We start from the raw sequence: 22922 nt of genomic DNA, 5'->3' as shown, positions 1-22922 counted from the left end.
AAAATATCCACGCTTCTTCTGCTCAACAGCCTTTCGGTACCTTAGCAATCTGTGCTTTCAACGACAGCGTGAAATTGAGCTTGTGCGTTGTGAACTCCGAGAATCGATGCTTCCCCGGCTCCCTCGCCGGCCGACGCTTGGCCGCTTTCGCATTCCCCATACCGAGGATGACTACTTCCGAATCCTCCTCAATGCCGTCGAACCAGTCGGCATCGTCGGCCCAGATGCTCGCCTCAACGCTGATTCCGTGCGTCGCGTCGTCGCTGTCAGCCGCATACTTCGGAATGTGAAGATTGATTACGTTTGTAGATCTTCCGTCAATGACCGGACTTCGCTTCGATTTGACCACGCCATGAAGCGCCACGGGGTGTTCGACAGTCTGAAGCGACACCGCTCGATACGCTTCCATATAGCGTTCTGTTTCATAGTAGAACGACGACCAGGGCACAACTGTATCGCCCTCGAAGACCAGTTCCAAGTGTTGCGCGATGTTGTTGTCGTCGTCGCAAGCGGCCCGCAGCAGCAGGACTTTTTTCGCTGAGTTGACGTACGTCGGCAGGCTACCCGGTGTGCGTCGATACACTGTCCCGCCGCCATTGCGTGGACTACTTGTGTTTAAACCCGAAACCGGCCTCTGCATTGCCTTCAGAGCATCGGCGATCATCATCCAGCCGAAGACGGTACTTACCGTCGCGCAAGGCTTCAATCAATCCCTCGGACGGCGTGACGAGCTTCTTGATGTTGCCCTCGACCGCATGCTGGCAACCGTCAGCGTGTTCTCCGTCTTTCAGGAGCCGGAAATAGGCGGGCATCTTGACGCTCTTGTTGTGCCGCTCGCAGGTATAGGCGCTCTGGTGCGTAACGGCGGTGGGGCAATGTGCACACCGCATTGGCTCCGCACCCTTTCCCTTCGAGTAGCCTTCTGCCTGCCATTGTTCGCCAAGCGCATCAAGCGCCGTTGCCATTTTGATGCCCACCGATCCTCCTGATTGAACTACACGATCGTCCAATGCGCCTGATCACCGCTGAGCGCCAACAAATCCTCCAAAACCGATATTAGAGCGACACGCGGACGCCGGGTTAGCGTCACGGACCACCACCTTTCCACAGAGACGATCCGTGGCAGTCTGGGGCGGAAGACATGACCCGTGCCCGCCAGTGCGGCCGCGAGGGGACGCTTCATCGAGCACGCTTATCATCGATACTCAGGCCCGAGGGCAAGCAGGTAGAGACAAGCCCATTGAACAGGCCTTCCGCTTCCCTTTGCCGCGCAGGTTCGCACGTGGCGCTCCACGGACATTGAGACGACGTTATCGGTCGCTGCTGCATACGCCCCCGGATCAAAGCGAGCCGACAGCAGTTCGTCCAGCAACGGCGTCTGTACCTTCATTTCCCGAGCCAATGCCGCCCGCGAAATACCAAACGCTTCGCGCAGCACCTGGATGCCGTCCGCAATCAAGTCGGGCGACTCAAGCGGCATGTCCTTATCCTCGAACTCCGCTCGCGCTTCCCCTCGCCGCGTCAAGCCAATCACGCCACTTCGATACTGCTCGTCTGAAAACACGCCAAGCTGCCGCCCACGATAAAGAATCGCAGCCTTTGACACCCCCCAACGGACCTTGATATCTGCAAGCACCGACCAGTTCAAACGTGAACCGCGCATTGCTGTTCGACACTCTGCCGCAAAATACCGACGAGGCATTAAAAAGGCACTGGCAAATCGATTTGCCTGGGATTCAGTCACCTTATCGCCCGTCTGGATGCCGATATGCAAGCAGAAGTGCCCGATCTCGTGCGCGATCTCGTGCGCGATTCCAAAACGGGCGCGGCATGATGAGCGCCCGTCCGGATTCATCGCGATAACCGGACGCCGCGTCGCAAATGAAATTGCTGGTTTCCACCAAGCAGACCATATGGAATCCTAAGCGCATAAAACCGGAGCATTCATGACTGATCGCACCGCACATGTAGCGCGAGAGCGATCCGGACACCCGGCGTCTAGAACTGCTCTCGCACATGGAAGTCAAAAAACCGAATCTGTTGAGCGCCCGGCGTTCTGCTGCCGAGAAGACCTAGCGGACTCTATCGTTCAGTTCTGCGGCAACGGCACTTTGCCACTAGCAACGCCCGTCAAATCGGTTAAATGGGTCACATCTTTTTGTGCTCGAAAACCGATTTCAGCAGCATTTGCGACACCAAGACGCGCCGCTAATCGCTCTCGTTGCGTGAACTGGGCGGTTGCGTCAATTTGACCATCACTTGTCTTTTCAAAGCCAATCTTTTTGTTCAGGAGAAGGGCAACGACGACATTGTAGTAGGCCTCTTCATAATTGCCAGAACCTTCATGCGACTTGGCCAACACGCCCGCACTTCGCGCAACGCCTCGCAAATCTCCCAGTTCTCGAAATTGCAGTATTGCTTCTTTGCCATAAAACGTTCCTTTTTCGTAGTCAGCGGCGGCCACGTATGTGTTAGCAAGATTCTGCAGAGAAGCCGCCATCCCTAGCTTGTTGCCTTGTTCTGCAAACGCCGCTTTTGCTTCCAGGCCGTGCTCTATCGATCCTGCAATGTTATTTTGCCGCCTATCCAGCAATGCGATGTTCACCAAAGCTCGGCCAAGACTAAGGTTGTCGTTTTGCTGTCTCGCCAACGTTGCTTCCAGTTCATAATAAAACCTAGCTTTCTCGAAATCCAGTTTGTCGGTGAAAGTCATGGCAACATTGTTATAAATCTTAACGATCGAGCCGAAATCTCCTGCCGCTTCATATAGTTTTTGGGCCTTCTCGTAGAAACCTACGGCTTTATCATTGTCGTGGTCAAACTGATAGGTTTTGCCAAGCAAAAAGTAAAGATCTGCCATGTCGCTCGAAGTACCTTGTTTATCAATTACCGATTTTATGCTGTAGAGCACCTTTCGGGCTTCGACTGTGCGAACCTGCAAGGTTAATATCTCTGCGGTCTTGATGCCGACGCGACCACTATAAAGACCATTCGACACGCCTTTGATATTTAGACTACGAAGCATGTTGTCAGCCTGAATGTAATTGCCGCGTTGTATGTCCACTTCGACGAGGTCCAATCTAAGGTCAATTATTTCATCCCCGGTACCAACCTTCGGAAACAGAAACGGACGATTTTCATACAAATCAACCAGTACTGACGCTATATCCTGCGCGTGATCCTGTTCGCGCCCCTGCTTAATTGCGCGTTTCAAAAGGACCTTCGCCTTAGCGTAAAACGTGGCCACATCAAATTTCTCCGTACTCGGAATCTCTGTAAGGATAAAATTTGCGCGATCTATTTCGCCTTTGTTCAACAATTCGAAAGCGTACGCGGTTTGGACTTTCTGTACATAAGTTCTATTTGAATAGTCAACAAGTCCGGACGCTAGGTTATAGGCGGGCATCATCGCCGCAATGATTAACGATGGAATGCCAACATATTTCGCGAATTGTTGAACTCGCGTATAGATAGACTCGATTCTGGACGGTGTAGGCGGTGACTTATCTTGCAAGTAGAATGCGATGCCCTCTGCGACTTGCCTAATCTTGTGGTCGGTCGGACGACGTAATTTCATGGTCGATTGCCTCTAGGGATGTGCGCAGCCCGCGCGCATGGACAAGCATGCGACTTGGCGGGCATTCCCGGACATTTCGCTGCCGCGCTATCGACAACCTCAGGCTCCGCGCGACGATCACCGTCCAGAAAGCATCTCGATCCATCTCACAAAGGATGGCTGAATTTTTTTCTAGAATTAGCAGGCTATGGATGATCGCGGAAAGATGACCAATATCGATACGTCTCGGTTCAGGCGCCGAGACTTCGCCTTTCTTTGCGATCGGATACGGAAGGACAATTTAATCTGTGCACACCGTATTCGACGCGCGTTTAATTTGGATCCAGGGTGCCTGGCGAGCGACGGTTCAGGAAAAGCTTCAGCCGGAATCGAAAGTGAGTTCGAGCGGCGCTTCCTTACGTGTGGCCCTAAGAACGTCCGTCGACCCATTGAAGGAATGCAAAACTCGGTTAATGGGTTATAGCGGTCTGACTGACGATGCGATGACTAACGCATTTGGGAGACATCGCATGGTCCTTTTCAGTCAGATTTGTGCTAGTGGCCGCGCCTTTCAGTGCATAAAAGTTAGGTGTAAATGTAGGAGGCAGTGGCGTAAGTTTCCATAATTACCATCCTTCCGCACTTTACACACTCTCCCGATCGGCCGTCAGTTGAAAGTTCCACAAGATTGTTAAATCCAATCAACGTGTCACGCATTAACGAAGTCTCGTGAATTCTATGTTTCATCGCGGTCTGAACAATTTCCAGTGCGCTCGGCACGCGACCGCATGAACATACTTCGTAGCCAGATTTTGGAATTACCTTAAACTCTTTTATATATCCAATCGGGAGATTCATTAATCCTTCTATAAATCGAAGTTCTTCAGATGGCGTCGCGATGACGTTCTTTTCAGACGAAACCGCCGCGAAAATCTCCCTCATCATCTCATCGCTCACAAGCGCTTTTTTCCCGAAACCGTCCTTTAAAAGCTTTTCCTTAATCTTTTCCAACGATTTTTTTGACATAGTTAATCTCCGAAATCGTATAGTTCACACAACTATAGAAAATGCAGCATATTTTTCAAGGACAAATTCACAAAAATGAGCGCTAGCGCACAGACCGAAATCAATTACGCGGTAAGCTGTCAGGAAAGTGGTAGTATATTAATTCCGTAATTCCGCGTCGGAAATGTAAATATTCCCACACCACGGGAAGCTTGGGGATGTTGGCTGCCCGTGGTGATGCTCTTGCGTAACTTACGTTAATTTGGATACCTGCGTAATTAATAGCCATCAATCGCATTGCTGCGGCGTTAGTTATGGAAGACTTCACGAAGAATTTGCCGGAGATTATTAAGGCAGCTGCCTCCAGTAGCCTCGGGATAGTCGCCTTAATGTGTATCTTGTTTTCGTGTCTTGCTTTTGCAAGTCGAACGATACATGGCGGTTTGCAGCGCTCCTACTGTTCTTCGTCGGCTGCATGTCGTTCGGTTACGCAGTGATGCGGTCCGCAAACGAGGCACCGAGCCCGACGGGCGAGATTTCACTATCTACAGCTATCGATAAATGGATCGCAGAGGCGGAGGTCGCGCGTTCAGCCCGCACTATTTCCCCAGGTACCACACCCGCAACCTCTCTAGTAGAAGCCCGCAACCAATTTGAGTCCGCCTGGAAGCATTCGTCGCTCGCTGATCGAAAAAAGCAGAATTCGGAGAAGATCTCTAAGTCCCTGTCATATATTAACCGAATGTATCGGGTAAACGAGGACGATAGCTCAACAAAGCCGAATGCGATGTTCTGGGCTGACGAAGCGATTCACTATTTTCTAGAAATCCAGAACCGAAAACTCTTGACAGAGGCACTGCTTGATAAGGCAGCGATCTTCCTTGAAATAGCGCAACTCGGAAATAATGATAAATAACAGTTTGAGAATGTCGCAAGTGATGGTGATAAAATCATGACGCAAGCATATCAAACAGCGAATATCGATCAACGCACGTCAGTATTAAGAATCTCATCGAGATTTTATTACAACCTCGCCCGTCCCAGAAGCTTCCGATTGTCCGATGAATGGGATAACAACTATCTGTTATTGGCCTACGAAAAAGCCAAGGAAGCCTATGATGCCGATCCTAATGATCTCAAGAATGTTAATCAACTCGTCCGAATCGTAATCAAGGTCTCAAAAAACCCGCTACAAGAGAATGATCGAGAATGGACTAAGCGCTTGCGAGATTCGCAGAAAAGTCTAAAAACGGCCTGGAAGGCGAATCAGTCCGGTTTGACTCAACTCGACCAGCGTTTATCGCCGTTAGACGTACTCGGTGTCTCGACCTTTGAGGCGATCGCGCGGGAATGGCGAGATCTTTCGGCTCACGAAAAAAAACGCAAGCGTCTATGTATGCAGCCGAATTGGAAACCGACGCGCTTTCTCCTTTGCGTGAGGCCGTCGCTTTGCTTCAAAATTCCGAGCTCAGAAAGTCTTATGGCTTTGACCTTTATTTTGATATCGCACGAGCGCAGGCCGTACAAACCGCCATTCTCCGCGAAAGCTCCTCGCATCAAGAAACAAAAGCGTTCGAGGAATTGAAAGTGAATTTGCAGACCGCTCGTGAGAACGCTAAGACCTCGCAGCTAGACGCAGCAACGAAGGGGCTCGATAACGAGATCACGTTTCGCTTACTTACTCCGAACGAACGACAGGCGCTTCGCAAAACTCTCGCCACAGGTGCCCCCTAGCTGACCTCTGCGATGCTGCGAAGGACAACGCGTTTCCGTCCCTAGCGTCTATTGGTTTCATGAGGACGCGAAGGTCCGCTTTGTGGACAGAGCCGACGCGTAAATGTCTGCGTGAGCGCGTGAGCTAACGTCCGTAGTTGGCCGGTCTGTGCCTGTTGGCGATACGCGATAGTCGACCCACTGTCCTTCAATCCGGTGCGGTCTCGATGGGGGCTTTCGAGCAACAACGGTCGTTGTTGCCATCACGTCGGTCGGGGATAGTCACCCATTAGCCCATCCAAAAATGAACGGTCGGTATGGGCGGTTCATTTTACAAGCCTGGCAGTTGGCCGAACGCCATGCGCACGTTCATTCACTGACGCCGAGTGTATAGATCAAGGCCGAATCGAATAAACGGATGCCGCCAAAACCATTATCAACCAGTGGCGCACAAACAGCGCGCAAAAATTCCCATATAAAATTTGTTACCGGAGCACATCTATTGTGTTCAAATTCTGCAGACAAAGAAAACTATACCCGGGGGCGGCATGCGCATCGAATCAATTCGCATCAAAAATTTGAGAACCATTAAGGATACGTTCGTTGCCGTTGACCGATACAACTGTTTCGTCGGCCCTAACGGCGCGGGAAAATCGACCTTCCTATTTGCACTCAACGTTTTCTTCCGCGAGACGGATGGTGCATCCACCGATGTCGCTTTTCTGTCTGCCGAGGACTTTCACCGCAAAGACACGTCGGAGCCAATCGAAATTACGGTCACTTTTAGCGATCTGGGCGAGGAGGCGAAACAGGAATTCAAAGAATATTTTCGGCAGGACCGCCTTACAGTTACAGCGAAGGCGACTTTCGATCCAGTCTCTGGCCGTGCTGAAGTTCGACAGTTCGGTGAACGCCTCGGGATGGCTGAGTTCATGGAGTTCTTCAGACGTCAGGGCGACAAGGCCAAAGCTGATGAGCTCAAGGAGATTTATAGCAGGCTCCAGAAACAGTTTGACCTGCCAAAAGTAACCACGATTGCAGCTATGGCTGAAGCATTGAAGACCTTCGAGGCGAATCGCCCGGAAGGCTGCATATTGATCCCGAGCGAAGACCAGTTCTACGGAGTCAGCAAAGGCACAAACCGCCTACAAAAGTATTTGCAATGGGTCTACATCCCGGCCGTCAAGGACGCAACGGCCGAACAGTCCGAAGGAAAAGCCACAGCACTGGGCAAACTACTCGCCCGGACGGTCCGGTCAAAGGTCAATTTCGCTGAGCGTCTCAGCGCGGTCGCTCGGCAGGCCCGAGATGAATATCAGAAGCTTCTGGATGAAAGTCAGGATGCCCTTGCCGGCATATCCGATTCGCTTCAGAACCGTTTGATGCAGTGGGCGCATCCGGACACCAGCCTGCGTGTGAGCTGGCAACAGGACCCGGACAAGTCGGTCAAGGTCGAGGAGCCGTTCGCGAAAATAGTCGCCGGCGAAGGTACGTTCGAGGGAGAGCTGGCTCGCTTTGGTCACGGATTCCAACGCTCCTTCCTGCTGGCCCTGCTGCAGGAACTTGCAAGTCAGGGAGAGACGACCGAGCCTCGACTCATACTTGGCTGCGAAGAGCCCGAATTGTACCAACACCCGCCACAAGCCCGACATCTCGCGGGCGTTCTGAATACGTTGGCTGAAGGCGGTTCACAAGTTCTGGTGACGACCCATAGCCCTTTGTTTGTCTCCGGCAACTCTTTCGAAAGTGTGCGGCTTGTGCGGCGTGATTCAGCTACGAAAGCATCGTACGCTACACGGCCCGTGCCGTCGGAAATTGGCGACGAATATGCGCGGATTACTGGTCAGCGACCAGTAGACCCTCGCGGAAGCCTTGCGCGAATCGCACCTATACTGCAGCCAACGCTGACGGAAATTTTCTTCGCGCAGAGAGTCATCCTCGTCGAGGGAATTGAGGACGTCGCCTACATCAACTCGTGGATGACGTTGACCGACCGCATGCAGGCATTCCGCAAGGCCGGTTGCCACATCGTTCCTGTCGACAACAAGAGCAACATCTTACGTCCGGCAATCATTGCCCAGCAGCTCGAGATACCGCTTTTTGTCATCTTCGACGGTGATGCGGATTGCAAGGAGGAGCACAAGCACCATCATGTGCGAGACAACACGGCCTTGCTGAAGCTGCTTGGGGGCGACGACAAGACCCCGATTCCGGCCGAAACCGTATGGGCTAGTAGCTATGCAATCTGGCGTACGAACCTCGGAGACACTGTTGACGTGGAACTACAGGAAGCCATGGATGCAGGGGCGTACGAAAAGGTGAAGCATCAAGCGCACGCATCCTATGGAAACGCTAAAGGGTTGCATAAAAATCCGCTGCTCATTGGGGCGAAACTTGCTCTGGCGGTCGACAATGGAGGCAAATCTGCGTCGCTGGAAAAGCTCTGCGACCTGATTCTTGAGTTCGGAAAACGCTGATGCGGTAGAAGTTCTAAAGACCGGGGATATGCGGTGTAGCGACCCCATTCACACATGGTCTTCGGCCTCAGATGAGTGAGCCGAGGGCTCCACTAGCCACACGTAACGAGATTGTAGATGTCCACGCAGAACTGCCCCTCCTGAGACACTGGTTGGAGTAAACCCCTGAGATTGGACCAGATTTCGGCCTCAAGAGGGGGCACTCGCAACAATGGGGCGGAATTCGGTGGAAATCGACGGAATGTATATTTCCATGACACAGCTATCATCCACATGGTCCCATCGATCGGTCGGCCCGTTTAAATCGAATAGCGCAATCTGCCGGAAACATGTCCTTGTCAACCGAGCATCTCGCTGACTTCTCGCAATGTTTCTAGCCGAACGTGGACCTCGCTAAGCAAGTTTGTCGCCAGCGGAATCTCGCGCCGCGGTGTCCCGCCGACATCAAAGTAATAGTAAACAGTTCCGCTTCGCTGGACCCGCGCACGCATACCGCAGCATTAGTCTTGCCGGCTACATAAGAGTGGCGCGAGCGCTATCACTGCGTATATCGGCAGATTTTTTTTCGCCGTCGAACGCGGACTGGATGCCGTCTTTCGAAGTGACGCAATCCTCGGCCTGATCAGTCGTCCAGTGCCGCTGATCTAAGGCCTAGGTAATCGACAAAAGGATTGAAGTCCCTGTCGCTGAACAACAGCGAAACGCCATTCTCGATGCAGTAAGTTGCGATCAGCGTATCGATGGTTTTCCGGATCGTCACGCCCTGCGCTCTCAAGGCACGGTAATTTCGCGCAGCCTGAACAGCGTTATCAGGGCCGACGAGCGACACAACGCTCAGGCGCGTCGTCATCAGTTGCCTGGCTGTGTTGAATTCGGACTCGGCCGAGAAGCCCTGCAGCACTTCCGCCACGATCAGGTCACCGGTCAGCAGCGCTTCCGTGCCCAGCATGGCGTCGAGTTTGTCGGTTTCCGGCGAGGTCACGCCCCGAAAATAATCGATCCAGACGCTCGAATCGACAAGCGTCATCGATCCGTTCTCATTGCATCAAGATCGCCTTCCCAGTGAAGCTTCCCCCGAAACTGACGGATCTGTTCCTGCTGCTTGAGCCGGATGATCGTCTTCAGGCCGAGTTCGACAGCCTCCCGCTTGGTCTTGATGCCTGTCGCTGCAAGCGCTTCGGCCATCAGCCTGTCGTCGATTTCGATGTTGGTGCGCATGGTATACCTCGCAATGTGTATAGTCTCTTCAAATTATACACATCTCGAATTTACGCAAATTTCATTCGAGCAGCCAGGTCGGCCGGCACAGCACGGTCACGGGAGACAGTTAATGGCGGAACTTGGCGCGCTTAGCGTTGATGAAAGCTTCCGAAGGAGGTCTCAGTAGCCATGAGCCTATTGTTGCGGTAAGTCAGTGAACGCTTCAATTAACGTCAAGAGCGCCGCACGTTTACCTGCGTCGAGCTCACGAAGTCCCGCGACTACTCGCTGTTCATCTTCATTCTCAAGACGAGATGCCTTTTCTCCCGTGAGGAGATAGTAGGCATCCACGCCCGCCGCAGTAATCGCGCTCAGGTAATCGGAGTTCGGTCGCCTCATGCCCTTCTCGTACTGAAACTGCGCGTGCTGTTTCACGCCGCCTAAGGCTGCAAACTCCGCCTGATTCAGGCCCAGACGCGAGCGCTCACTCTTTAGCCGCTCCCCGAACACATCCATTTGACAGGTTTTCCTCTTGACAAAGTATCAAACGATACTAAAATTGACTCTACAGACATTCGATTGATATACCCCCGCGCCCGGCAGCCGGTCTCCATCCGTCAATCGGTCGTCTCGCGCTCCCTTTCCCAGAGGGTCACCATGGCAGCCAATTACGAAATACGGGGCGCGCTACCGGTTCGCGCGGACTTCAAGCACATCCACGCCCAGCAGTTCGCCGAAAGCATCGCGAGGCCGGCCCACGTCTACTTCGCAACGGACGCTCTTACCCATTCACTCGTCCTCCGCGTACGCGGCGCGCTCCAGCAAGACGAACAACAATCGGTCGAAGATGCACTTGAGCAGTTCGCACGCAAATGGGCCATGGCAGGCGCAATCTTCAGCCGCCTCCGATACGGAGAGCCCTCGTTCGTCCCGCTGGGGCTCGCATCTCATGTCGACCTGCTCGCTGAACTTGACGACCTTCATGCACAACTGAATGCCGTGCTGGAGCGCCAGGCATTCATCCTCAAGCTGTTCCTGGCACCTGACCAGTAAGCGGCAACGGCAATCCCCCAAACGGTCGAATGTATGACGGTAGTCATCGCGAGGTCTACATTGGAAAAATCGTTATATATCCTCTCGGGTTCGATGTCAGTGCAGCACGATATCGAGGCGGAAGATATCGAAAGCGTCTCACGGCATCTGGCCGGCATCGCAGAAGTATATCTTTCGCACGACAAGGTTTCGCACACCGTTTCACTGCGCATTGCAGGCACCGTTGCTCGAGACGATGTTCGTGTCATCGAGAAACGCATCGAGAGATTCGCCGAAGAACACGGAACGACCGGCACCATTCTGCTGAGCGAGTGGAACGGCGTGACAGACTGGCTCATGGTCGGACTGAACTGGCATGTCCAGTGTCTCATCCGGCTCGGTGCCGTACAGGAACAACTCGCGAAGCTCACGGAACCAGACGTCGACTTTCTCGTACGGCTTGAGCCACCTGGCGCAAATGCAATCTCGCGCGGGCAATCCATCATGCGTGTGGCATTGGATACGCCCCAGCGCTCATAGACGGGGAAGAAGAGCCTGCACCCCGGCTGGTGGCAAGACGGCTTGGCGCAGTCAGCGAGTGAAAGCGGTGGCCCACGTGCTGGCGAGCTTACGCGGCAAGCTCGGCCGTCTGGTGCGCGACAATTGGGAAGTCCGCTCGTGACCTAATCATTGTCGCCGCCCAACTTTCACGGGCTGGCCAGGTTCAGCGTGAAATGAGGCGGGATATTCGACCTCCCGCCCCTGAACCCGGAAGACGAATTCCTCCACCGCGCGAAATCCCTGCTTCGGTCCAGGCCGATACCTGTCTACGCGCTCAATGGTGGAATTAGCGTGATGCATCGAACGATCCGAAAATTCTGCCTCGAAGAGACGAACCACATAAAGATTGCCAGTAATGCGACGTGATGTGCATTTCTGGCCATTCCATGGACTGCGGAAACGGGTATATTCTTACCAAATACATATCGATCACTGCGAGGCAAGATCATGACCGCCACTGCAACACTATCCAGCAAATTTCAGATCTCCATTCCCAAGGCGGTGCGTGAACAACAGCATTGGGAGGCCGGGCAAGAGTTCGTGTTCATTCCAAAGGGCAAAGGCGTGCTGGTTATGCCGGTACCCGAATTGGAGCAACTGGCGGGTATCGCGAAGGGCGCCAAGAAAGACGGCTACCGCGACCGCGAGGACCGTTACTAATGGCGACATCAATGCGCGTGATCGATACCTCGGCCTGGATCGAGTGGCTTGTCGGCAGTGCGTTAGGCAAAAAACTGAGCAAGGAATTTCCAGACAAATCTCGCTGCGTTGTGCCGACGATCGTACAGCTTGAATTGTCAAAATGGCTGGTGCGCGAAGTCGGTGAAGAACAAGCCGATCAGGTTATTGCTTACACGCAAAAATGCGTGGTCGTCCCTCTGGACACCGCCACTGCATTGCTGGCGGCCGACCTGCACCGGGCGCACAAGTTGGCGACAGCGGATGCAATCGTCTATGCGACAGCGCAGCAGCAGGGTGCGGATCTGCTCACATGTGACGCGCATTTCAAGGACCTGCCGGACACTGTGTTTTCCCCAAAGCCGGCCCACTTGTGACCCGCTGCCCGGGTGCCGACATTTCCGATCCGATCGGATTCAGATACAGCCGTGGTTACTGGGAGTCATCCTCTTCATTAGCTCACGCCACAGCATCGCTGTCGTCGATACTAAACCGCAGCCTCCCGGCATCGATGAACACGCGCAACTGACGATACTTCGCCAGATATCGAATCCCGACGATCGCCGCCGCAAACCCCGACGCAGCGGCAACGCCAAGCGCCCAGCGCGGGCCGAATGTATCGGCGACCCAACCGACAACCGGCGCGCCCAGAGGCGTGCCTCCTAACGCGATGGCCAAAAAGATCGCCATCACGCGCCCGCGCATCGCGGGCTCGGTCGACAGTTGCATCGTGCTGTTCGTCGTCGTGGTAACAGTTTGCGCGGACACGCCGATGACCACGAGAGCGAGACCAAAGAGCCCGTAGCTCGGCGCGATCGCCGCCAGCGCGCAACCGGCCCCGAAGATCGCAGCACCGGCGAACAGCACGGCAATGCCGGGTTTCGCCCGCCTCGCGGCGAGCAGCGCACCAGCGACTGTTCCGATCGCCATGATCGAGCTCAGGAGCCCGTATTGACTCGCTCCGGCATGAAAGACCGTGACGGACATCGTCGAGATGAAAATCGGGAAGTTGAGTCCGAACGTGCCGATCAGAAAAAGCATCAGAAGGACCGCTTTCAGGTCGGGGCGTTTCCAGACATAACGAACCCCTTCAGCGAGACTCCCCCGGCCTCGGACAGCCCTTTTGCTCTGATGAAATTCGCCAACGCGAAGGAACCCCAGTGAGCAGAGCACCGCGACAAACGACGCCGCGTTGATCAGGAATACCCACCCCGAACCCACCGACGCGATAAGCACACCGGCAATGGCCGGACCGATCATCCGCGCGGCATTAAACGATGTGGAGTTCAGCGCCACCGCGTTCGACAAATCGGCTTCCCCAACCAGTTCCGACACGAAAGTCTGGCGCGCGGGCGCATCGAACGCACTGACGCTGCCAAGCAAGAACGCAAACACGTACACGTGCCACAACTGAACCAATCCGGCGACCGTGAGGATACCCAGTCCGAGCGCGAGTGTTCCCAAGGCTGCCTGAGTAGCGATCAGGAGCTTGCGCCGGTCAAGATGATCGGCCGCAAAACCGGTAAAGGGCAGCAAGAGAAGATGCGGGCCGAACTGGAGCGCCATGACCATGCCAACCGCAGTCGCATTGTGGCGAGTCAGCTGCGTGAGCACGAGCCAATCCTGGGCAGTGCGCTGCATCCACGTCCCGATATTGGATACGATCGCGCCGCCGGCCCAGACCCGATAGTTGAAGCTCTCTAACGAACGGAAGGTGCCTTTCACCGGACAGCCCCCGAGGCGGCACTTAGCGTGTTGGAGTAGGTCACGCGCGGGTGCTGCCAAGCAGTTCGATGATCTCCCGGGTCGTGCCGGTTTCGCCCAGCCTCGGGAAAATCCGCGCGATGCTGTTGGCGTGGGCATCGGCGTTCATGTCGGTCATGGCGTCGATGGCGAGCGTCACGTTGAACCCTTGCTCGTGTGCGTAACGTGCAGTCGACTCGACACCAATGCTCGTAGCCACTCCGGCGACAACGACCTGCGTGACACCCAGCTTCTTGAGATGCTCATCGAGACCGGTGTTCGTGAACGCACCCCACGTCCGCTTCGTCACGATGTGATCTTCCGGCTGTTGCTTGAGCTCCGGGATGAGATCGGCCCAGTCGGCGGGAAGGCCGGCGAGGTTACGAGCCTGTTCCGTGCGGCCCGGCGCGCCGCCGGCAACGTTGACGAGCACGACAGGCAGGCCATGACTGCGGAACGCGTCGATCAACGCGCTGGCGTGCTTGATGACTGCATCGACGGGATGCGCGGTGGGAAGCGAGACGATGCCCTTTTGCAAATCGATGACAACAAGAGCGGTCTTTGGGTCAAGCGTAGTGAGTGCCAAGGTGTTCTCCTTCCTGTGATTTGGACTACGGCGCGTCGGCAATGAGGCGCGACAAAGGGATATCGCTGAGTTCAGCGCTGAGGAACGCGGCGGTATTTGGCGAGTCAGCTTGGTTACGAATCGACGAGCCTGTTAAGCAGCTCCACTGTGAGCGCGAGCTGCTCTTGCTCCCCCGCCGTGAGCTTGGTTCGAATGGCACGGAACAACCAGTCTTCCCGCGCTGCGCGGCTAGCCTTGATCCATTGCCGGCAGGCGGTGGTGAGGGACAAAATGGTTTGACGGCCGTCGGTCGGGTCCGGTGCGCCACTCACGAACCCGGCCGTTTCCAGAGCGGAAACGGTGGCGCCCATGGATTGCGGGCGCACGCCTTCAGCGCGTGCGAGCGTGGTGACTGTCGCGGGACCTTCGCGCTCCAGTCGGCTGAGAACCGACATCTGGGACAAGGTGAAATCTCCCAGACTCGCCTCTTCACGCAGCTTCCGCTTCAACTTGCCGAGCACCACGCGCAGTTCCCCTGCGACAGCCAACGCATGCGCCGCTTCGGGATCGCCCTGTTGCTTTTTCATGGTTGTGTTCATGTCCATACCTTAGCAGATGCAAAGTCAAACTACAAAGTTTTCCTTCATAATTGGATGTCGACGCGCAATGGGCATCACGGCGCCGAGGCGAATAAGCAATTGAGGCGAACATTTCACCCGCAGCGACATAGAGCCGTTCATTGAGAACAAGGTCGGTTCAATGAAGGTAATTATTCGTAACACCAGATCCCGACCGTCAGCAATCCCATAAAGAAACGCCGTTGTATTCTTCCGCATTTATTAGGGAACGAAGAAATATGACGATTTTCTTGCGCGCCATTTTTGTATCATGCGTCAGTGCGATGCTGGTCGCCTGCGGCGGCGGTAATTCGACGGCTACCGGTCCCGGCACGACAGGGTCGGCCACAGTGGCAGCAGGGGCGGCCGTGACAATGGCGGCGAACGAATCGGTGATGGTGCCTTCAGGCGCAATCGTTACGTCGCCAAACGGCAGCAGTATCACCATCAACGGATCGTCCAACAGGGTCTCCACGCAAGTCGGCGCAACGGTGAATGTGCCGGCAAGCGCAACCGGTCCCGCGACCAATCTGGTCACCACCGGACAAACATCGAATGCCAATGTCTCGACCGCTCCGCTCACGGTTACGGCTCTTGCAGGATCGGCGACCGTAACCGCCGGCTCCACGTCCGCGCCCACGATCAAAGATGGAACGGGAGCCGCTGCAATCCTGCGTGGAGGAGGTCATCTTGCCGTCGATAACGACGGAAACGTGATCTTCTCGGACAAGGGAGCGCTCAGGAAAGTCACGCCACAAGGGGTTGTGACAACGGTGTCCGCCGCAGCTCAGCCCTATGAGTGGGACGGCATCGCCATCGACACGGCTAACAACATCTATGGGTCTGGCGCCAGCGTGGCGTTGGCATCCATTTCGCCCGCAACATTTGGCGCGTCAATCAACGAAATGACGGCATCCGGAGCCCTGCTGAGCCTGTATCCGAACTGGGAGACGTCAACCTCCAACATCGGCGTTGGATTTGGCGGACTTGTCGTCGACAGCAAGGGAAACCTGTTCCTGGCCGATCAGATAAATAACCGCATCGTCAAATTCAGCCCGCCCAATGGCTGGACTGTTTTTGCTGGGAACGGGACGGCCGGAAACGCGGACGGAATCGGTACCGCCGCGACGCTCACATTAAACACTAGCGATTTAGGAATCGACGCAAACGACAATCTCTATGTGGCAAGTCCAGGCATATTCCGAAAAATCGCTGCGAATGGAACTGTGACGACAATCACGCCGCTCACGCGAGTTCCGGGCAGCACGCTTGCCATTGATCCGGCCGGCAACATCTATACCGCGGACATACAAATGATTTATCGCACGGCGGTGAACGGCACAGTTACCGCTTACCCGTTCTCAGGTTCTACGGACCGCATCTCGTCCCTGGCGTTAGACAAGAACAACAATCTGTATCTGGGCACGCAAGGATTGGGAGCGCAGATTTTCAAGGTTTCGTTCTAAGCGGTAGCGACTCGCCAATGTGCGCCACGATTCAAGAGACTGAATGTCCTTGCGCGTGCCGGTAATGTGGCGCTACATGCTGGGCGATGGGAAGTGCCGTGTGACCCACGCGAATGGTCTGATGGCGCCAATTTGCATCCCTCCCACGAAATGACGGCTAAAGATTCAGCGGCGTGAAACCAATCCGCGCGATGAGAAGACGAGAGGCGATCGCGCTGAGCGGATCGATAACAATCCGTCTGGCTACTACGCTCAATAACCCTACGTAATCCTTATCTTTTACGACAAAAATATTTCAGCGCAAAACTTTCGCGTGTGCACGGTCGATTTCATCGTCGCGTAATAAAAAACCGCTCACATGAGACCATTCTCTGTAAGCATTGTGTTTTTGAAATTTTGCAAAATGGCTCCCTTGCAAGGTGTTTCGTTCACACCCTTGCCCAGCAGGTGCGCGCTTTTTTGCACGTGTTGTTTCCTTTTTTTTCAATTACTAACAACCGCGTTTACCCCGACACGAGAAAATCAAAGATCGAAAATTTCGTTTAACGAGGAGGCCGAATGCACGCCATTCCACTCAACTATAACGATCATGTCCTGGTGCCCCTTGCCGCAGGCGAGCGCGGCAGTTTTGCGTCGATGGTCATCGTCACGAAACCGAATGGCGCGCGCTGGGCGTCGGGCGTATTGGGCCACTTCAGCGAGGCAGACGACGCCTGTCGATTTGCCATCGAATATGGAAAAGCGGAGGTCGACGGACGAAGACGCCCGCGCGTATTGAAACCGATTGTTACTGGGGAACCAGACACGAACCGCACCGCAGCAACGTGCGCATCCGGATCGGTGCCATGATATTTCGCCACCCTATTTTTCTTTGCCCACTGCGCGTTGCGAGTGGGCTTTTTCTTTTTTAGAGCCGCATTAATGCTTATGGTGCAGCCAGCTCATGTGATGCGTATCGAGCCACTCACGCATACGCAGCGATGCGCTGGGATCCTCCGGATGGTCGCGTCGATACCGGCGACCCAACACAGCTGCAATGACTATCAGGACCGCCAGGCCCACCACAAAACCGATCATCGACTGAGTCATGGCCGCCTCCTTTAATACGTCACAACCTGCTTACATTTTAGGTCACGCCGTTTGAAATGCGAGTTCTGCCGCATGTGAGCGCCGTACATGCAAAAAAGCCCAACCATTGAAGCTGGGCAAGTCCACCGGGATTGAACCCGTTGGAGGAGGTGCAAATTCACTTTTATAAAGGAGGCGCGCCAGGATTCTGCGCGCTCGCGACACACTGCGCGGCGACCCGGATACGCTCAGTCGCCAGCGCCCTGGCGCATTGCATGATGATTAATGACCCATGTACACCGAGCGCACGTTGTCGCCGAACGCGGACTGGACAGCGGCTCCGGAATCCGACGTACCGTTCGCCACGCCGCCGTAGCTGCTGGCTCCGCCGTTTTGCGCGGCAACGCGCGCTTCCGCAGCTTGAATGTTGGCTGGGTAGTCGTAATCGTTCGCTGTCGCCGGGTTGTAGCCGGCCTTTTCGATCTGGATCAGTTGTGCCTTCACTTCAGCGCGGGTCAGCGGTTGGTTCGATTGAGTCGATTGAGCAAACGACACAGCCGGGACGGCGAGCACTGCGGCAACTACAAGGGCTTGAATGAGTGATTTCATGATACTTACCTCCGAATCTTTGTTTTGCCGCGAACAACCTTGTTCGCGTTCTGTGACTTCAGTGTAGGTAAGCCGTCTCCCAAAATTAAGGACTGTCCCCGCAAGAGATTATTGTGGTTTTAGGTGTAAACCCTATGTATGGTTTGAGGGGTTCACGGTTTGAATTCAATCGCCTCGCCCGCCTGTTCCCGTCAAAACTCCAAAAATGCGAAACTTCGAACTTCGCTCCTCCAACCCCTCGCGCCCATGCTCCCCACTGTCCTCGTCGTGGTCCCGCTTCGTCCTGAAAACCAAACCACCGTCGCCACCGCCTTCAACGTCATTACAGCCCTCGATCAACCCGCCCTCGATAAAGCCCTCACCGATCACGCGAGCGAAATCCGCGCTGTCCTGACCAACGGCACCATCGGCTTCGATGCAAGCTCGATCGCGAAACTCCCGAATCTCGAGCTGATCGGCGCGCTAGGCGCGGGCTACGAAAACATCGCTCGGGACGCGGCGCAGGCGCGCGGTATCGTCGTGGTGAATGGCGCCGGAACCAACGACGATTGCGTCGCCGATCACGCCTTCGCGCTGCTGCTCGGCGTCGTCCGCCAGATCCCCGTGCTCGACCGCGCGTGCCGGGCAGGCTTCTGGCGCGACGACCTGCCGTTTCAGCCCAACTTCTCGGGCAAGAAACTCGGCGTGATCGGACTAGGCAACATCGGCAGGAAGGTGGCGAAAAGAGCGCAAGGCTTCGATATCGAGATCGGTTATCACAATCGCCAGCCGCAACCGGACACGGCGTACACGTACTTCGACTCGGTGATCGCGCTGGCCGAATGGGCCGACTACCTCGTGGTCGCGACGCCGGGCGGCGCATCGACGAAACATCTGATCGACGCCAGCGTACTCGCCGCGCTCGGCTCGCACGGCTACGTGGTGAACGTGGCGCGCGGCAGTGTCGTCGATACCGCCGCTCTGGCAGATGCCCTCGAACGCGGCGTGATAGCGGGCGCAGGACTCGATGTCTACGAAGGCGAACCCGCGCCGCCAGCGTTGCTCACGGCCTCGGAGCGCGTGGTGCTGACGCCGCATGTGGGTGGGCGCTCGCCGGAAGCCGTGGCCGCATCGGTGCAGATGTTCGTCGATAACGCCACGCGGCACTTTGCCGGCAACGCCGTACTGACACCTGTTTGAAAGCTGCCACGGGGGTGCCCGGCAAGCTTCGCCACGATCCCGTATCGTGTCGGACTATCGCCGATCACGCTCCATACTAAAAACCGTGTCAGACCAGACCACTTTTCCCACCGACGGCCCCATGACCGCGCTTCAGCGTCGCGCCATGGCGGCGATTCTGCTGGCCGTTTCACTCGCCACACTCGATACCGCCATCGCGAATACGGCACTGCCTGCGATCGCCGCCGATCTCCACGCAACGCCGGCCTCGTCCGTCTGGATCATCAACGCGTATCAGCTCGCCATGGTGGCCACGCTGCTGCCGTTCGCGGCGCTGGGTGGCATCGTCGGGCATCGGAAGATTTATCTGGGCGGGCTGATTCTGTTCCTCGTGGCGTCGCTGACCTGCGCGCTGTCGTGGTCGCTGCCATCGTTGACCGCGGCGCGGCTGCTGCAAGGGATTGGCGCAAGCGCGGTGATGAGCGTGAACACGGCGCTGATCGGAGCGATCTATCCGCATCACCGGCTCGGGCGCGGATTTGGGCTGAACGCGCTGGTCGTGGGGATATCGTTCGCGGTCGGGCCGACGGTCGCGTCCATCGTGCTCTCGCTTGGGCCCTGGCCGTGGCTATTCGCGGTGAACCTGCCGGTGGGGTTGCTGGCGCTGTTTATCGGCTGGCCGGCGTTGCCCCAAACGCCGCGCGCGAAGCACGGCTTCGATCGCGTGGCGGCAGGGCTGAACGTGGTCACGTTCGCCGCGCTGGTGTTCGCACTCGGCGAAGCAGCGCAGCGCGCGCCCGCGCATATCGTGTTGATCGCGCTCGCGATAACGGCAGTGGCGGGCGGCTTGATGCTGCGTCGGGAACGCGGTCATCCGGCGCCGATGCTCCCCGTCGATCTCTTCAAGCGGCCGATGTTCGCGTTATCCACGGCGACTGCCGTTTGCTCGTTCGCCGCGCAAGGGCTGGCGTTCGTTTCGCTGCCGTTCTATTTCGAAAGCGTGCTCGGGCGCACTCAGGTGGAAACCGGCTTCCTGATGACGCCGTGGTCGGTCATGGTGGCGTTGCTGGCGCCGGTCGCCGGACGTTTATCGGATCGATATCAGCCGGGGCTGCTTGGCGGCGTCGGGCTCGCGATCATGTGCGCGGGGATGGCGTCACTGGCATTGTTGCCGGCTCATCCCCATGCCCTCGACATCTGTATCCGCATGGCCATCTGCGGCGCGGGCTTCGGGTTTTTTCAATCGCCCAATCTGAAGGCGTTGATGGCGAGCGCGCCGCGCGAGCGCAGCGGCGGTGCAAGCGGCGTGGTGGCGACGGCCCGGCTGATCGGTCAGGCTACCGGCGCGGCGCTGGTCGCGCTGAGCTTCGGTATTGCGGGACATCATGGACCGGCGTTGGCGCTCGCGATCGGTGCGGGATTCGCAGGCGTGGCGAGTATCGCAAGCGGCTTGCGGCTGATTACCCGCGACAAAGCCACTGAAACGATGCGGCCGGTTGGGGAATAGGTCGTTCAGGCCATTGGCCGACCGGCAAGCGGGCGACGATCAGCCCGCCGTCAGCGCCGCTTTCGCCTGCACCACCGGCGCGCTCCAGTCGCCCAGCTTGCCGAACGCACCGGCCAGATGAGCAACCGATGTATGCACCGTCATCACGAGATCGAGTTGTTCGATCAGCGCGGCGGTATCGGCGAAATCGTGGATGTCGTCCGTCAGATCATGGCGCTTCAACGCGCAATCGGGCTGCGAGAGCTGGTCGCGCGCGGCGCCCTTTTACAGCGAAAACCATTCGGTATTCGCGACATCGGCGAAAGGTGAGCACGCGGCGAACGGCATCCAACGAAATTGATCGTTGCCGAACGTCGGACCGCCCGCCCATACAACGCCAATCTTCCTGCGCCCACCCGCCGGTTTCTTCACTCGCACCGGCCACTCGCCGATCCGATTCGCGCTCGCTAAATGACGCTTTCCCGCCCAGCTATCGGATCCCAGCTATCGGATTGCTCCTATCCCTGGTTTCTTCGATTGAAGTTATGCATCTCGTTGTGGGTCTCCATTCGGCGTGGTGCAAATTGCAGGCCCGGCGCTTGATTTAAATGCGCCGCACCTTGACCTTCTTGCCCTTCACCTTCCCCGCCGACAACTTCTTCACCGCCTGATCCGCGATGTCCCGCGATACCGCAACATACGTGACCATGTCCGTCACATTGATCTTGCCGATCTGCGAGCCTTCGAAACCGGCATCGCCGGTGAGCGCGCCGAGGACATCGCCGGGACGAATCTTCTCTTTACGGCCGCCGAGGATCTGCAGCGTAGCCATCGGCGGCTGAAGATGACCGGGCTTCGCCGGCGTCAGCTCGCTCAGCTTGTGCCACTCGACTTCCTTCTTCTGCGCCTGTTCGATCGTGCCCACGCGCCCCATTTCGTCCATGCTCGCGAGGCTCAGCGCCCAGCCTTCCTGATCCGCGCGGCCCGTTCGGCCGATGCGGTGCACGTGGATCTCCGGATCGGGCGTGACATCGACGTTGATCACCGCCTCCAGTTGCGCGATATCGAGCCCGCGCGCGGCAACGTCGGTTGCGACCAGTACCGAGCAGCTACGGTTGGCGAACTGCACGAGCACCTGATCGCGTTCGCGTTGTTCCAGTTCACCGTGCAGCGCGAGTGCGTTGAAGCCCTGCGCGACGAGGACGTCGAGCAAGTCGCGGCATTGCTGCTTCGTGTTGCAGAACGCGAGCGTGCTGACCGGTTGGTAGTGATCGAGCAACAGGCCGACGGCGTGCAGGCGTTCGTTGTCGTGGACTTCGTAGAAGCGCTGCTTGATCTTCGAATTCGTGTGCTGCTCGGTGAGCTTGATTTCCTGGGGCTTGCGCAGAAATTGCTGACTCAACTTGGCGATGCCTTCCGGATACGTCGCGGAAAATAGCAGCGTCTGGCGATCCTTCGGGCATTGCTTGACGACCGCGACGATGTCGTCGAAGAAACCCATGTCGAGCATGCGATCGGCTTCATCAAGGACCAGCGTCTTGAGCGCGGTCAAAGGAAGCGTGCCGCGTTCGAGGTGATCCATGATCCGCCCCGGCGTTCCCACGGCAATATGGCAGCCATGTTCAAGGCTCGCGATCTGCGGACGCATCGGCGAGCCGCCGCACAGCGTCAGGATCTTGATGTTGTCTTCCGCGCGCGCGATCCGGCGGATTTCCTGTGTCACCTGATCGGCGAGTTCACGCGTCGGGCACAGCACGAGCGCCTGCACGGAAAACAGCCGCGGATCGATCTTCGCGAGCAGCGGCAACGCGAACGCGGCGGTCTTGCCGCTGCCTGTCTTGGCCTGCGCGATGAGATCGTGGCCGGCGAGCGCGATCGGCAGGCTGGCGGCCTGGATCGGGGTCATCGTGAGATAACCGAGCTGTTCGAGGTTCGCCAGCATCGCCGGCGAAAGCGGCAGAGCGCTGAAAGAAGTAGGCGTAGTCATG

At 56.5% G+C, this 22922-nt stretch carries 27 protein-coding genes; 11 read left to right on the top strand and 16 right to left on the bottom strand.

Translation table 11 applies throughout. The features are described from left to right. Positions 1–22: 22 nt before the first annotated feature. From EOS_RS45740 to EOS_RS27275, 5 genes are all read right to left on the bottom strand, one after another. A complete protein-coding gene (locus tag EOS_RS45740) occupies positions 23–667 on the bottom strand; it encodes a hypothetical protein (RefSeq protein ID WP_152693185.1) in 645 nt (214 codons plus the stop codon). Then, on the bottom strand, positions 606–977 hold the full coding sequence (locus tag EOS_RS45735) for a hypothetical protein (RefSeq protein ID WP_053064064.1): 372 nt from the start codon (positions 975–977) through the stop codon (positions 606–608). The genes EOS_RS45740 and EOS_RS45735 overlap by 62 nt, the downstream gene beginning before the upstream one ends. Positions 978–1195: 218 nt before the next feature. Further along, positions 1196–1888: an ImmA/IrrE family metallo-endopeptidase gene (locus EOS_RS27285; protein WP_268760360.1), complete on the bottom strand. Its 693-nt coding sequence runs from the start codon at positions 1886–1888 to the stop codon at positions 1196–1198. 201 nt (positions 1889–2089) lie between these two features. Then, positions 2090–3577 (bottom strand): tetratricopeptide repeat protein, encoded by a 1488-nt coding sequence (locus EOS_RS27280; RefSeq protein WP_047895295.1) that lies wholly within the window; start codon positions 3575–3577, stop codon positions 2090–2092. Positions 3578–4141: 564 nt separating this feature from the next. Then, positions 4142–4582, bottom strand: a complete 441-nt coding sequence (locus tag EOS_RS27275; RefSeq protein WP_047895294.1) for a hypothetical protein — start codon at positions 4580–4582, stop codon at positions 4142–4144. Between the two features lie 454 nt (positions 4583–5036). Between EOS_RS27275 and EOS_RS27270 the strand changes: the two genes are divergently transcribed. From EOS_RS27270 to EOS_RS27260, 3 genes are all read left to right on the top strand, one after another. After that, positions 5037–5477, top strand: coding sequence for a hypothetical protein (locus EOS_RS27270; RefSeq protein ID WP_047895293.1), 441 nt, complete (start codon positions 5037–5039; stop codon positions 5475–5477). A gap of 476 nt (positions 5478–5953) precedes the next feature. Continuing rightward, positions 5954–6295 (top strand): hypothetical protein, encoded by a 342-nt coding sequence (locus EOS_RS27265; RefSeq protein WP_047895292.1) that lies wholly within the window; start codon positions 5954–5956, stop codon positions 6293–6295. Positions 6296–6822: 527 nt separating this feature from the next. Continuing rightward, positions 6823–8751: an ATP-dependent nuclease gene (locus EOS_RS27260; protein WP_047895316.1), complete on the top strand. Its 1929-nt coding sequence runs from the start codon at positions 6823–6825 to the stop codon at positions 8749–8751. A gap of 622 nt (positions 8752–9373) precedes the next feature. Here the strand turns inward: EOS_RS27260 and vapC are convergent. From vapC to EOS_RS27245, 3 genes are all read right to left on the bottom strand, one after another. After that, the gene (vapC, locus tag EOS_RS27255) at positions 9374–9778 is read right to left on the bottom strand and encodes a type II toxin-antitoxin system VapC family toxin (protein ID WP_047895291.1); all 405 of its coding nucleotides are present in this window, start codon (positions 9776–9778) and stop codon (positions 9374–9376) included. Further along, positions 9775–9969, bottom strand: a complete 195-nt coding sequence (locus EOS_RS27250) for a type II toxin-antitoxin system VapB family antitoxin (RefSeq protein WP_047895290.1) — start codon at positions 9967–9969, stop codon at positions 9775–9777. The genes vapC and EOS_RS27250 overlap by 4 nt, the downstream gene beginning before the upstream one ends. A 177-nt stretch (positions 9970–10146) precedes the next feature. Next, complete coding sequence (locus tag EOS_RS27245; protein WP_047895289.1) at positions 10147–10467, bottom strand: helix-turn-helix domain-containing protein; 321 nt, start codon at positions 10465–10467, stop codon at positions 10147–10149. Positions 10468–10608: 141 nt separating this feature from the next. Here EOS_RS27245 and EOS_RS27240 point away from each other — a divergent pair, with 141 nt between their 5' ends. From EOS_RS27240 to EOS_RS27225, 4 genes are all read left to right on the top strand, one after another. Then, positions 10609–11004 carry a hypothetical protein gene (locus tag EOS_RS27240; protein ID WP_047895315.1) on the top strand — a complete coding sequence of 132 codons (396 nt, stop codon included), beginning with the start codon at positions 10609–10611 and terminating at the stop codon, positions 11002–11004. Positions 11005–11064: 60 nt separating this feature from the next. Next, complete coding sequence (locus tag EOS_RS27235) at positions 11065–11523, top strand: hypothetical protein (RefSeq protein ID WP_235442983.1); 459 nt, start codon at positions 11065–11067, stop codon at positions 11521–11523. Positions 11524–11991: 468 nt separating this feature from the next. Beyond that, complete coding sequence (locus EOS_RS27230; protein ID WP_047895287.1) at positions 11992–12204, top strand: AbrB/MazE/SpoVT family DNA-binding domain-containing protein; 213 nt, start codon at positions 11992–11994, stop codon at positions 12202–12204. Positions 12205–12215: 11 nt separating this feature from the next. Then, positions 12216–12599: a type II toxin-antitoxin system VapC family toxin gene (locus tag EOS_RS27225; protein WP_087882005.1), complete on the top strand. Its 384-nt coding sequence runs from the start codon at positions 12216–12218 to the stop codon at positions 12597–12599. 82 nt (positions 12600–12681) lie between these two features. Here EOS_RS27225 and EOS_RS27220 read toward each other — a convergent pair whose 3' ends face one another. The 4 genes from EOS_RS27220 to EOS_RS46460 all read right to left on the bottom strand — a co-directional run bounded on the left by EOS_RS27220 (position 12682) and on the right by EOS_RS46460 (position 15610). Next, positions 12682–13947 (bottom strand): MFS transporter, encoded by a 1266-nt coding sequence (locus EOS_RS27220; RefSeq protein WP_047895285.1) that lies wholly within the window; start codon positions 13945–13947, stop codon positions 12682–12684. A 40-nt stretch (positions 13948–13987) separates the two neighbouring features. Beyond that, positions 13988–14551 carry a cysteine hydrolase family protein gene (locus tag EOS_RS27215; protein WP_047895284.1) on the bottom strand — a complete coding sequence of 188 codons (564 nt, stop codon included), beginning with the start codon at positions 14549–14551 and terminating at the stop codon, positions 13988–13990. A gap of 113 nt (positions 14552–14664) precedes the next feature. Continuing rightward, positions 14665–15117 carry a MarR family winged helix-turn-helix transcriptional regulator gene (locus EOS_RS27210; RefSeq protein ID WP_047895314.1) on the bottom strand — a complete coding sequence of 151 codons (453 nt, stop codon included), beginning with the start codon at positions 15115–15117 and terminating at the stop codon, positions 14665–14667. Positions 15118–15325: 208 nt separating this feature from the next. Then, a complete protein-coding gene (locus tag EOS_RS46460; RefSeq protein WP_152693184.1) occupies positions 15326–15610 on the bottom strand; it encodes a hypothetical protein in 285 nt (94 codons plus the stop codon). A gap of 28 nt (positions 15611–15638) precedes the next feature. Here EOS_RS46460 and EOS_RS27205 point away from each other — a divergent pair, with 28 nt between their 5' ends. Both EOS_RS27205 and EOS_RS27200 read left to right on the top strand, forming a co-directional pair. After that, a complete protein-coding gene (locus tag EOS_RS27205; RefSeq protein WP_152693183.1) occupies positions 15639–16613 on the top strand; it encodes an NHL repeat-containing protein in 975 nt (324 codons plus the stop codon). Positions 16614–17171: 558 nt separating this feature from the next. Beyond that, complete coding sequence (locus EOS_RS27200) at positions 17172–17462, top strand: hypothetical protein (RefSeq protein WP_053064062.1); 291 nt, start codon at positions 17172–17174, stop codon at positions 17460–17462. A gap of 69 nt (positions 17463–17531) precedes the next feature. On the opposite strand, the gene EOS_RS47595 is transcribed toward EOS_RS27200, so the two are convergent. Then, on the bottom strand, positions 17532–17702 hold the full coding sequence (locus EOS_RS47595) for a hypothetical protein (RefSeq protein WP_166681140.1): 171 nt from the start codon (positions 17700–17702) through the stop codon (positions 17532–17534). Positions 17703–17963: 261 nt separating this feature from the next. After that, the gene (locus tag EOS_RS27195; protein ID WP_047895282.1) at positions 17964–18290 is read right to left on the bottom strand and encodes a DUF4148 domain-containing protein; all 327 of its coding nucleotides are present in this window, start codon (positions 18288–18290) and stop codon (positions 17964–17966) included. 246 nt (positions 18291–18536) lie between these two features. Between EOS_RS27195 and EOS_RS27190 the strand changes: the two genes are divergently transcribed. Together EOS_RS27190 and EOS_RS27185 are read left to right on the top strand one after the other, a co-directional pair. Further along, positions 18537–19469 carry a 2-hydroxyacid dehydrogenase gene (locus tag EOS_RS27190; RefSeq protein WP_047895281.1) on the top strand — a complete coding sequence of 311 codons (933 nt, stop codon included), beginning with the start codon at positions 18537–18539 and terminating at the stop codon, positions 19467–19469. 121 nt (positions 19470–19590) lie between these two features. Further along, entirely contained in the window at positions 19591–20955 is a 1365-nt protein-coding gene (locus EOS_RS27185) for an MFS transporter (protein WP_047895280.1), read from the top strand. A 39-nt stretch (positions 20956–20994) separates the two neighbouring features. Here the strand turns inward: EOS_RS27185 and EOS_RS27180 are convergent, their stop codons facing one another. Together EOS_RS27180 and dbpA are read right to left on the bottom strand one after the other, a co-directional pair. Then, positions 20995–21177, bottom strand: coding sequence for a hypothetical protein (locus tag EOS_RS27180; RefSeq protein WP_047895279.1), 183 nt, complete (start codon positions 21175–21177; stop codon positions 20995–20997). 361 nt (positions 21178–21538) lie between these two features. Next, complete coding sequence (gene dbpA, locus EOS_RS27175; RefSeq protein WP_047895278.1) at positions 21539–22921, bottom strand: ATP-dependent RNA helicase DbpA; 1383 nt, start codon at positions 22919–22921, stop codon at positions 21539–21541. Position 22922 lies beyond the last annotated feature (1 nt).

It is taken from the genome of Caballeronia mineralivorans PML1(12) (genome assembly GCF_001028175.1).
GTDB classification, from domain to species: Bacteria; Pseudomonadota; Gammaproteobacteria; order Burkholderiales; family Burkholderiaceae; genus Caballeronia; species Caballeronia mineralivorans.
This window is presented reverse-complemented; position numbering and strand designations above follow the sequence as displayed.

Excerpts from the sequence above, each read along its gene's own strand:
- EOS_RS27240 (WP_047895315.1), top strand. The coding sequence starts at position 10,609 with ATGGCAGCCAATTACGAAATACGGGGCGCGCTACCGGTTCGCGCGGAC.
- EOS_RS27260 (WP_047895316.1), top strand. The coding sequence starts at position 6,823 with ATGCGCATCGAATCAATTCGCATCAAAAATTTGAGAACCATTAAGGAT.
- dbpA (WP_047895278.1), bottom strand. The coding sequence starts at position 22,921 with ATGACTACGCCTACTTCTTTCAGCGCTCTGCCGCTTTCGCCGGCGATG.
- EOS_RS27275 (WP_047895294.1), bottom strand. The coding sequence starts at position 4,582 with ATGTCAAAAAAATCGTTGGAAAAGATTAAGGAAAAGCTTTTAAAGGAC.
- EOS_RS27280 (WP_047895295.1), bottom strand. The coding sequence starts at position 3,577 with ATGAAATTACGTCGTCCGACCGACCACAAGATTAGGCAAGTCGCAGAG.
- EOS_RS27230 (WP_047895287.1), top strand. The coding sequence starts at position 11,992 with ATGACCGCCACTGCAACACTATCCAGCAAATTTCAGATCTCCATTCCC.
- EOS_RS47595 (WP_166681140.1), bottom strand. The coding sequence starts at position 17,702 with ATGACTCAGTCGATGATCGGTTTTGTGGTGGGCCTGGCGGTCCTGATA.
- EOS_RS27270 (WP_047895293.1), top strand. The coding sequence starts at position 5,037 with ATGTCGTTCGGTTACGCAGTGATGCGGTCCGCAAACGAGGCACCGAGC.
- vapC (WP_047895291.1), bottom strand. The coding sequence starts at position 9,778 with ATGACGCTTGTCGATTCGAGCGTCTGGATCGATTATTTTCGGGGCGTG.
- EOS_RS45740 (WP_152693185.1), bottom strand. The coding sequence starts at position 667 with ATGATGATCGCCGATGCTCTGAAGGCAATGCAGAGGCCGGTTTCGGGT.
- EOS_RS27265 (WP_047895292.1), top strand. The coding sequence starts at position 5,954 with ATGTATGCAGCCGAATTGGAAACCGACGCGCTTTCTCCTTTGCGTGAG.
- EOS_RS27200 (WP_053064062.1), top strand. The coding sequence starts at position 17,172 with ATGCACGCCATTCCACTCAACTATAACGATCATGTCCTGGTGCCCCTT.
- EOS_RS27190 (WP_047895281.1), top strand. The coding sequence starts at position 18,537 with ATGCTCCCCACTGTCCTCGTCGTGGTCCCGCTTCGTCCTGAAAACCAA.
- EOS_RS27210 (WP_047895314.1), bottom strand. The coding sequence starts at position 15,117 with ATGAAAAAGCAACAGGGCGATCCCGAAGCGGCGCATGCGTTGGCTGTC.
- EOS_RS27185 (WP_047895280.1), top strand. The coding sequence starts at position 19,591 with ATGACCGCGCTTCAGCGTCGCGCCATGGCGGCGATTCTGCTGGCCGTT.
- EOS_RS27245 (WP_047895289.1), bottom strand. The coding sequence starts at position 10,467 with ATGGATGTGTTCGGGGAGCGGCTAAAGAGTGAGCGCTCGCGTCTGGGC.
- EOS_RS27250 (WP_047895290.1), bottom strand. The coding sequence starts at position 9,969 with ATGCGCACCAACATCGAAATCGACGACAGGCTGATGGCCGAAGCGCTT.
- EOS_RS27195 (WP_047895282.1), bottom strand. The coding sequence starts at position 18,290 with ATGAAATCACTCATTCAAGCCCTTGTAGTTGCCGCAGTGCTCGCCGTC.
- EOS_RS27225 (WP_087882005.1), top strand. The coding sequence starts at position 12,216 with ATGCGCGTGATCGATACCTCGGCCTGGATCGAGTGGCTTGTCGGCAGT.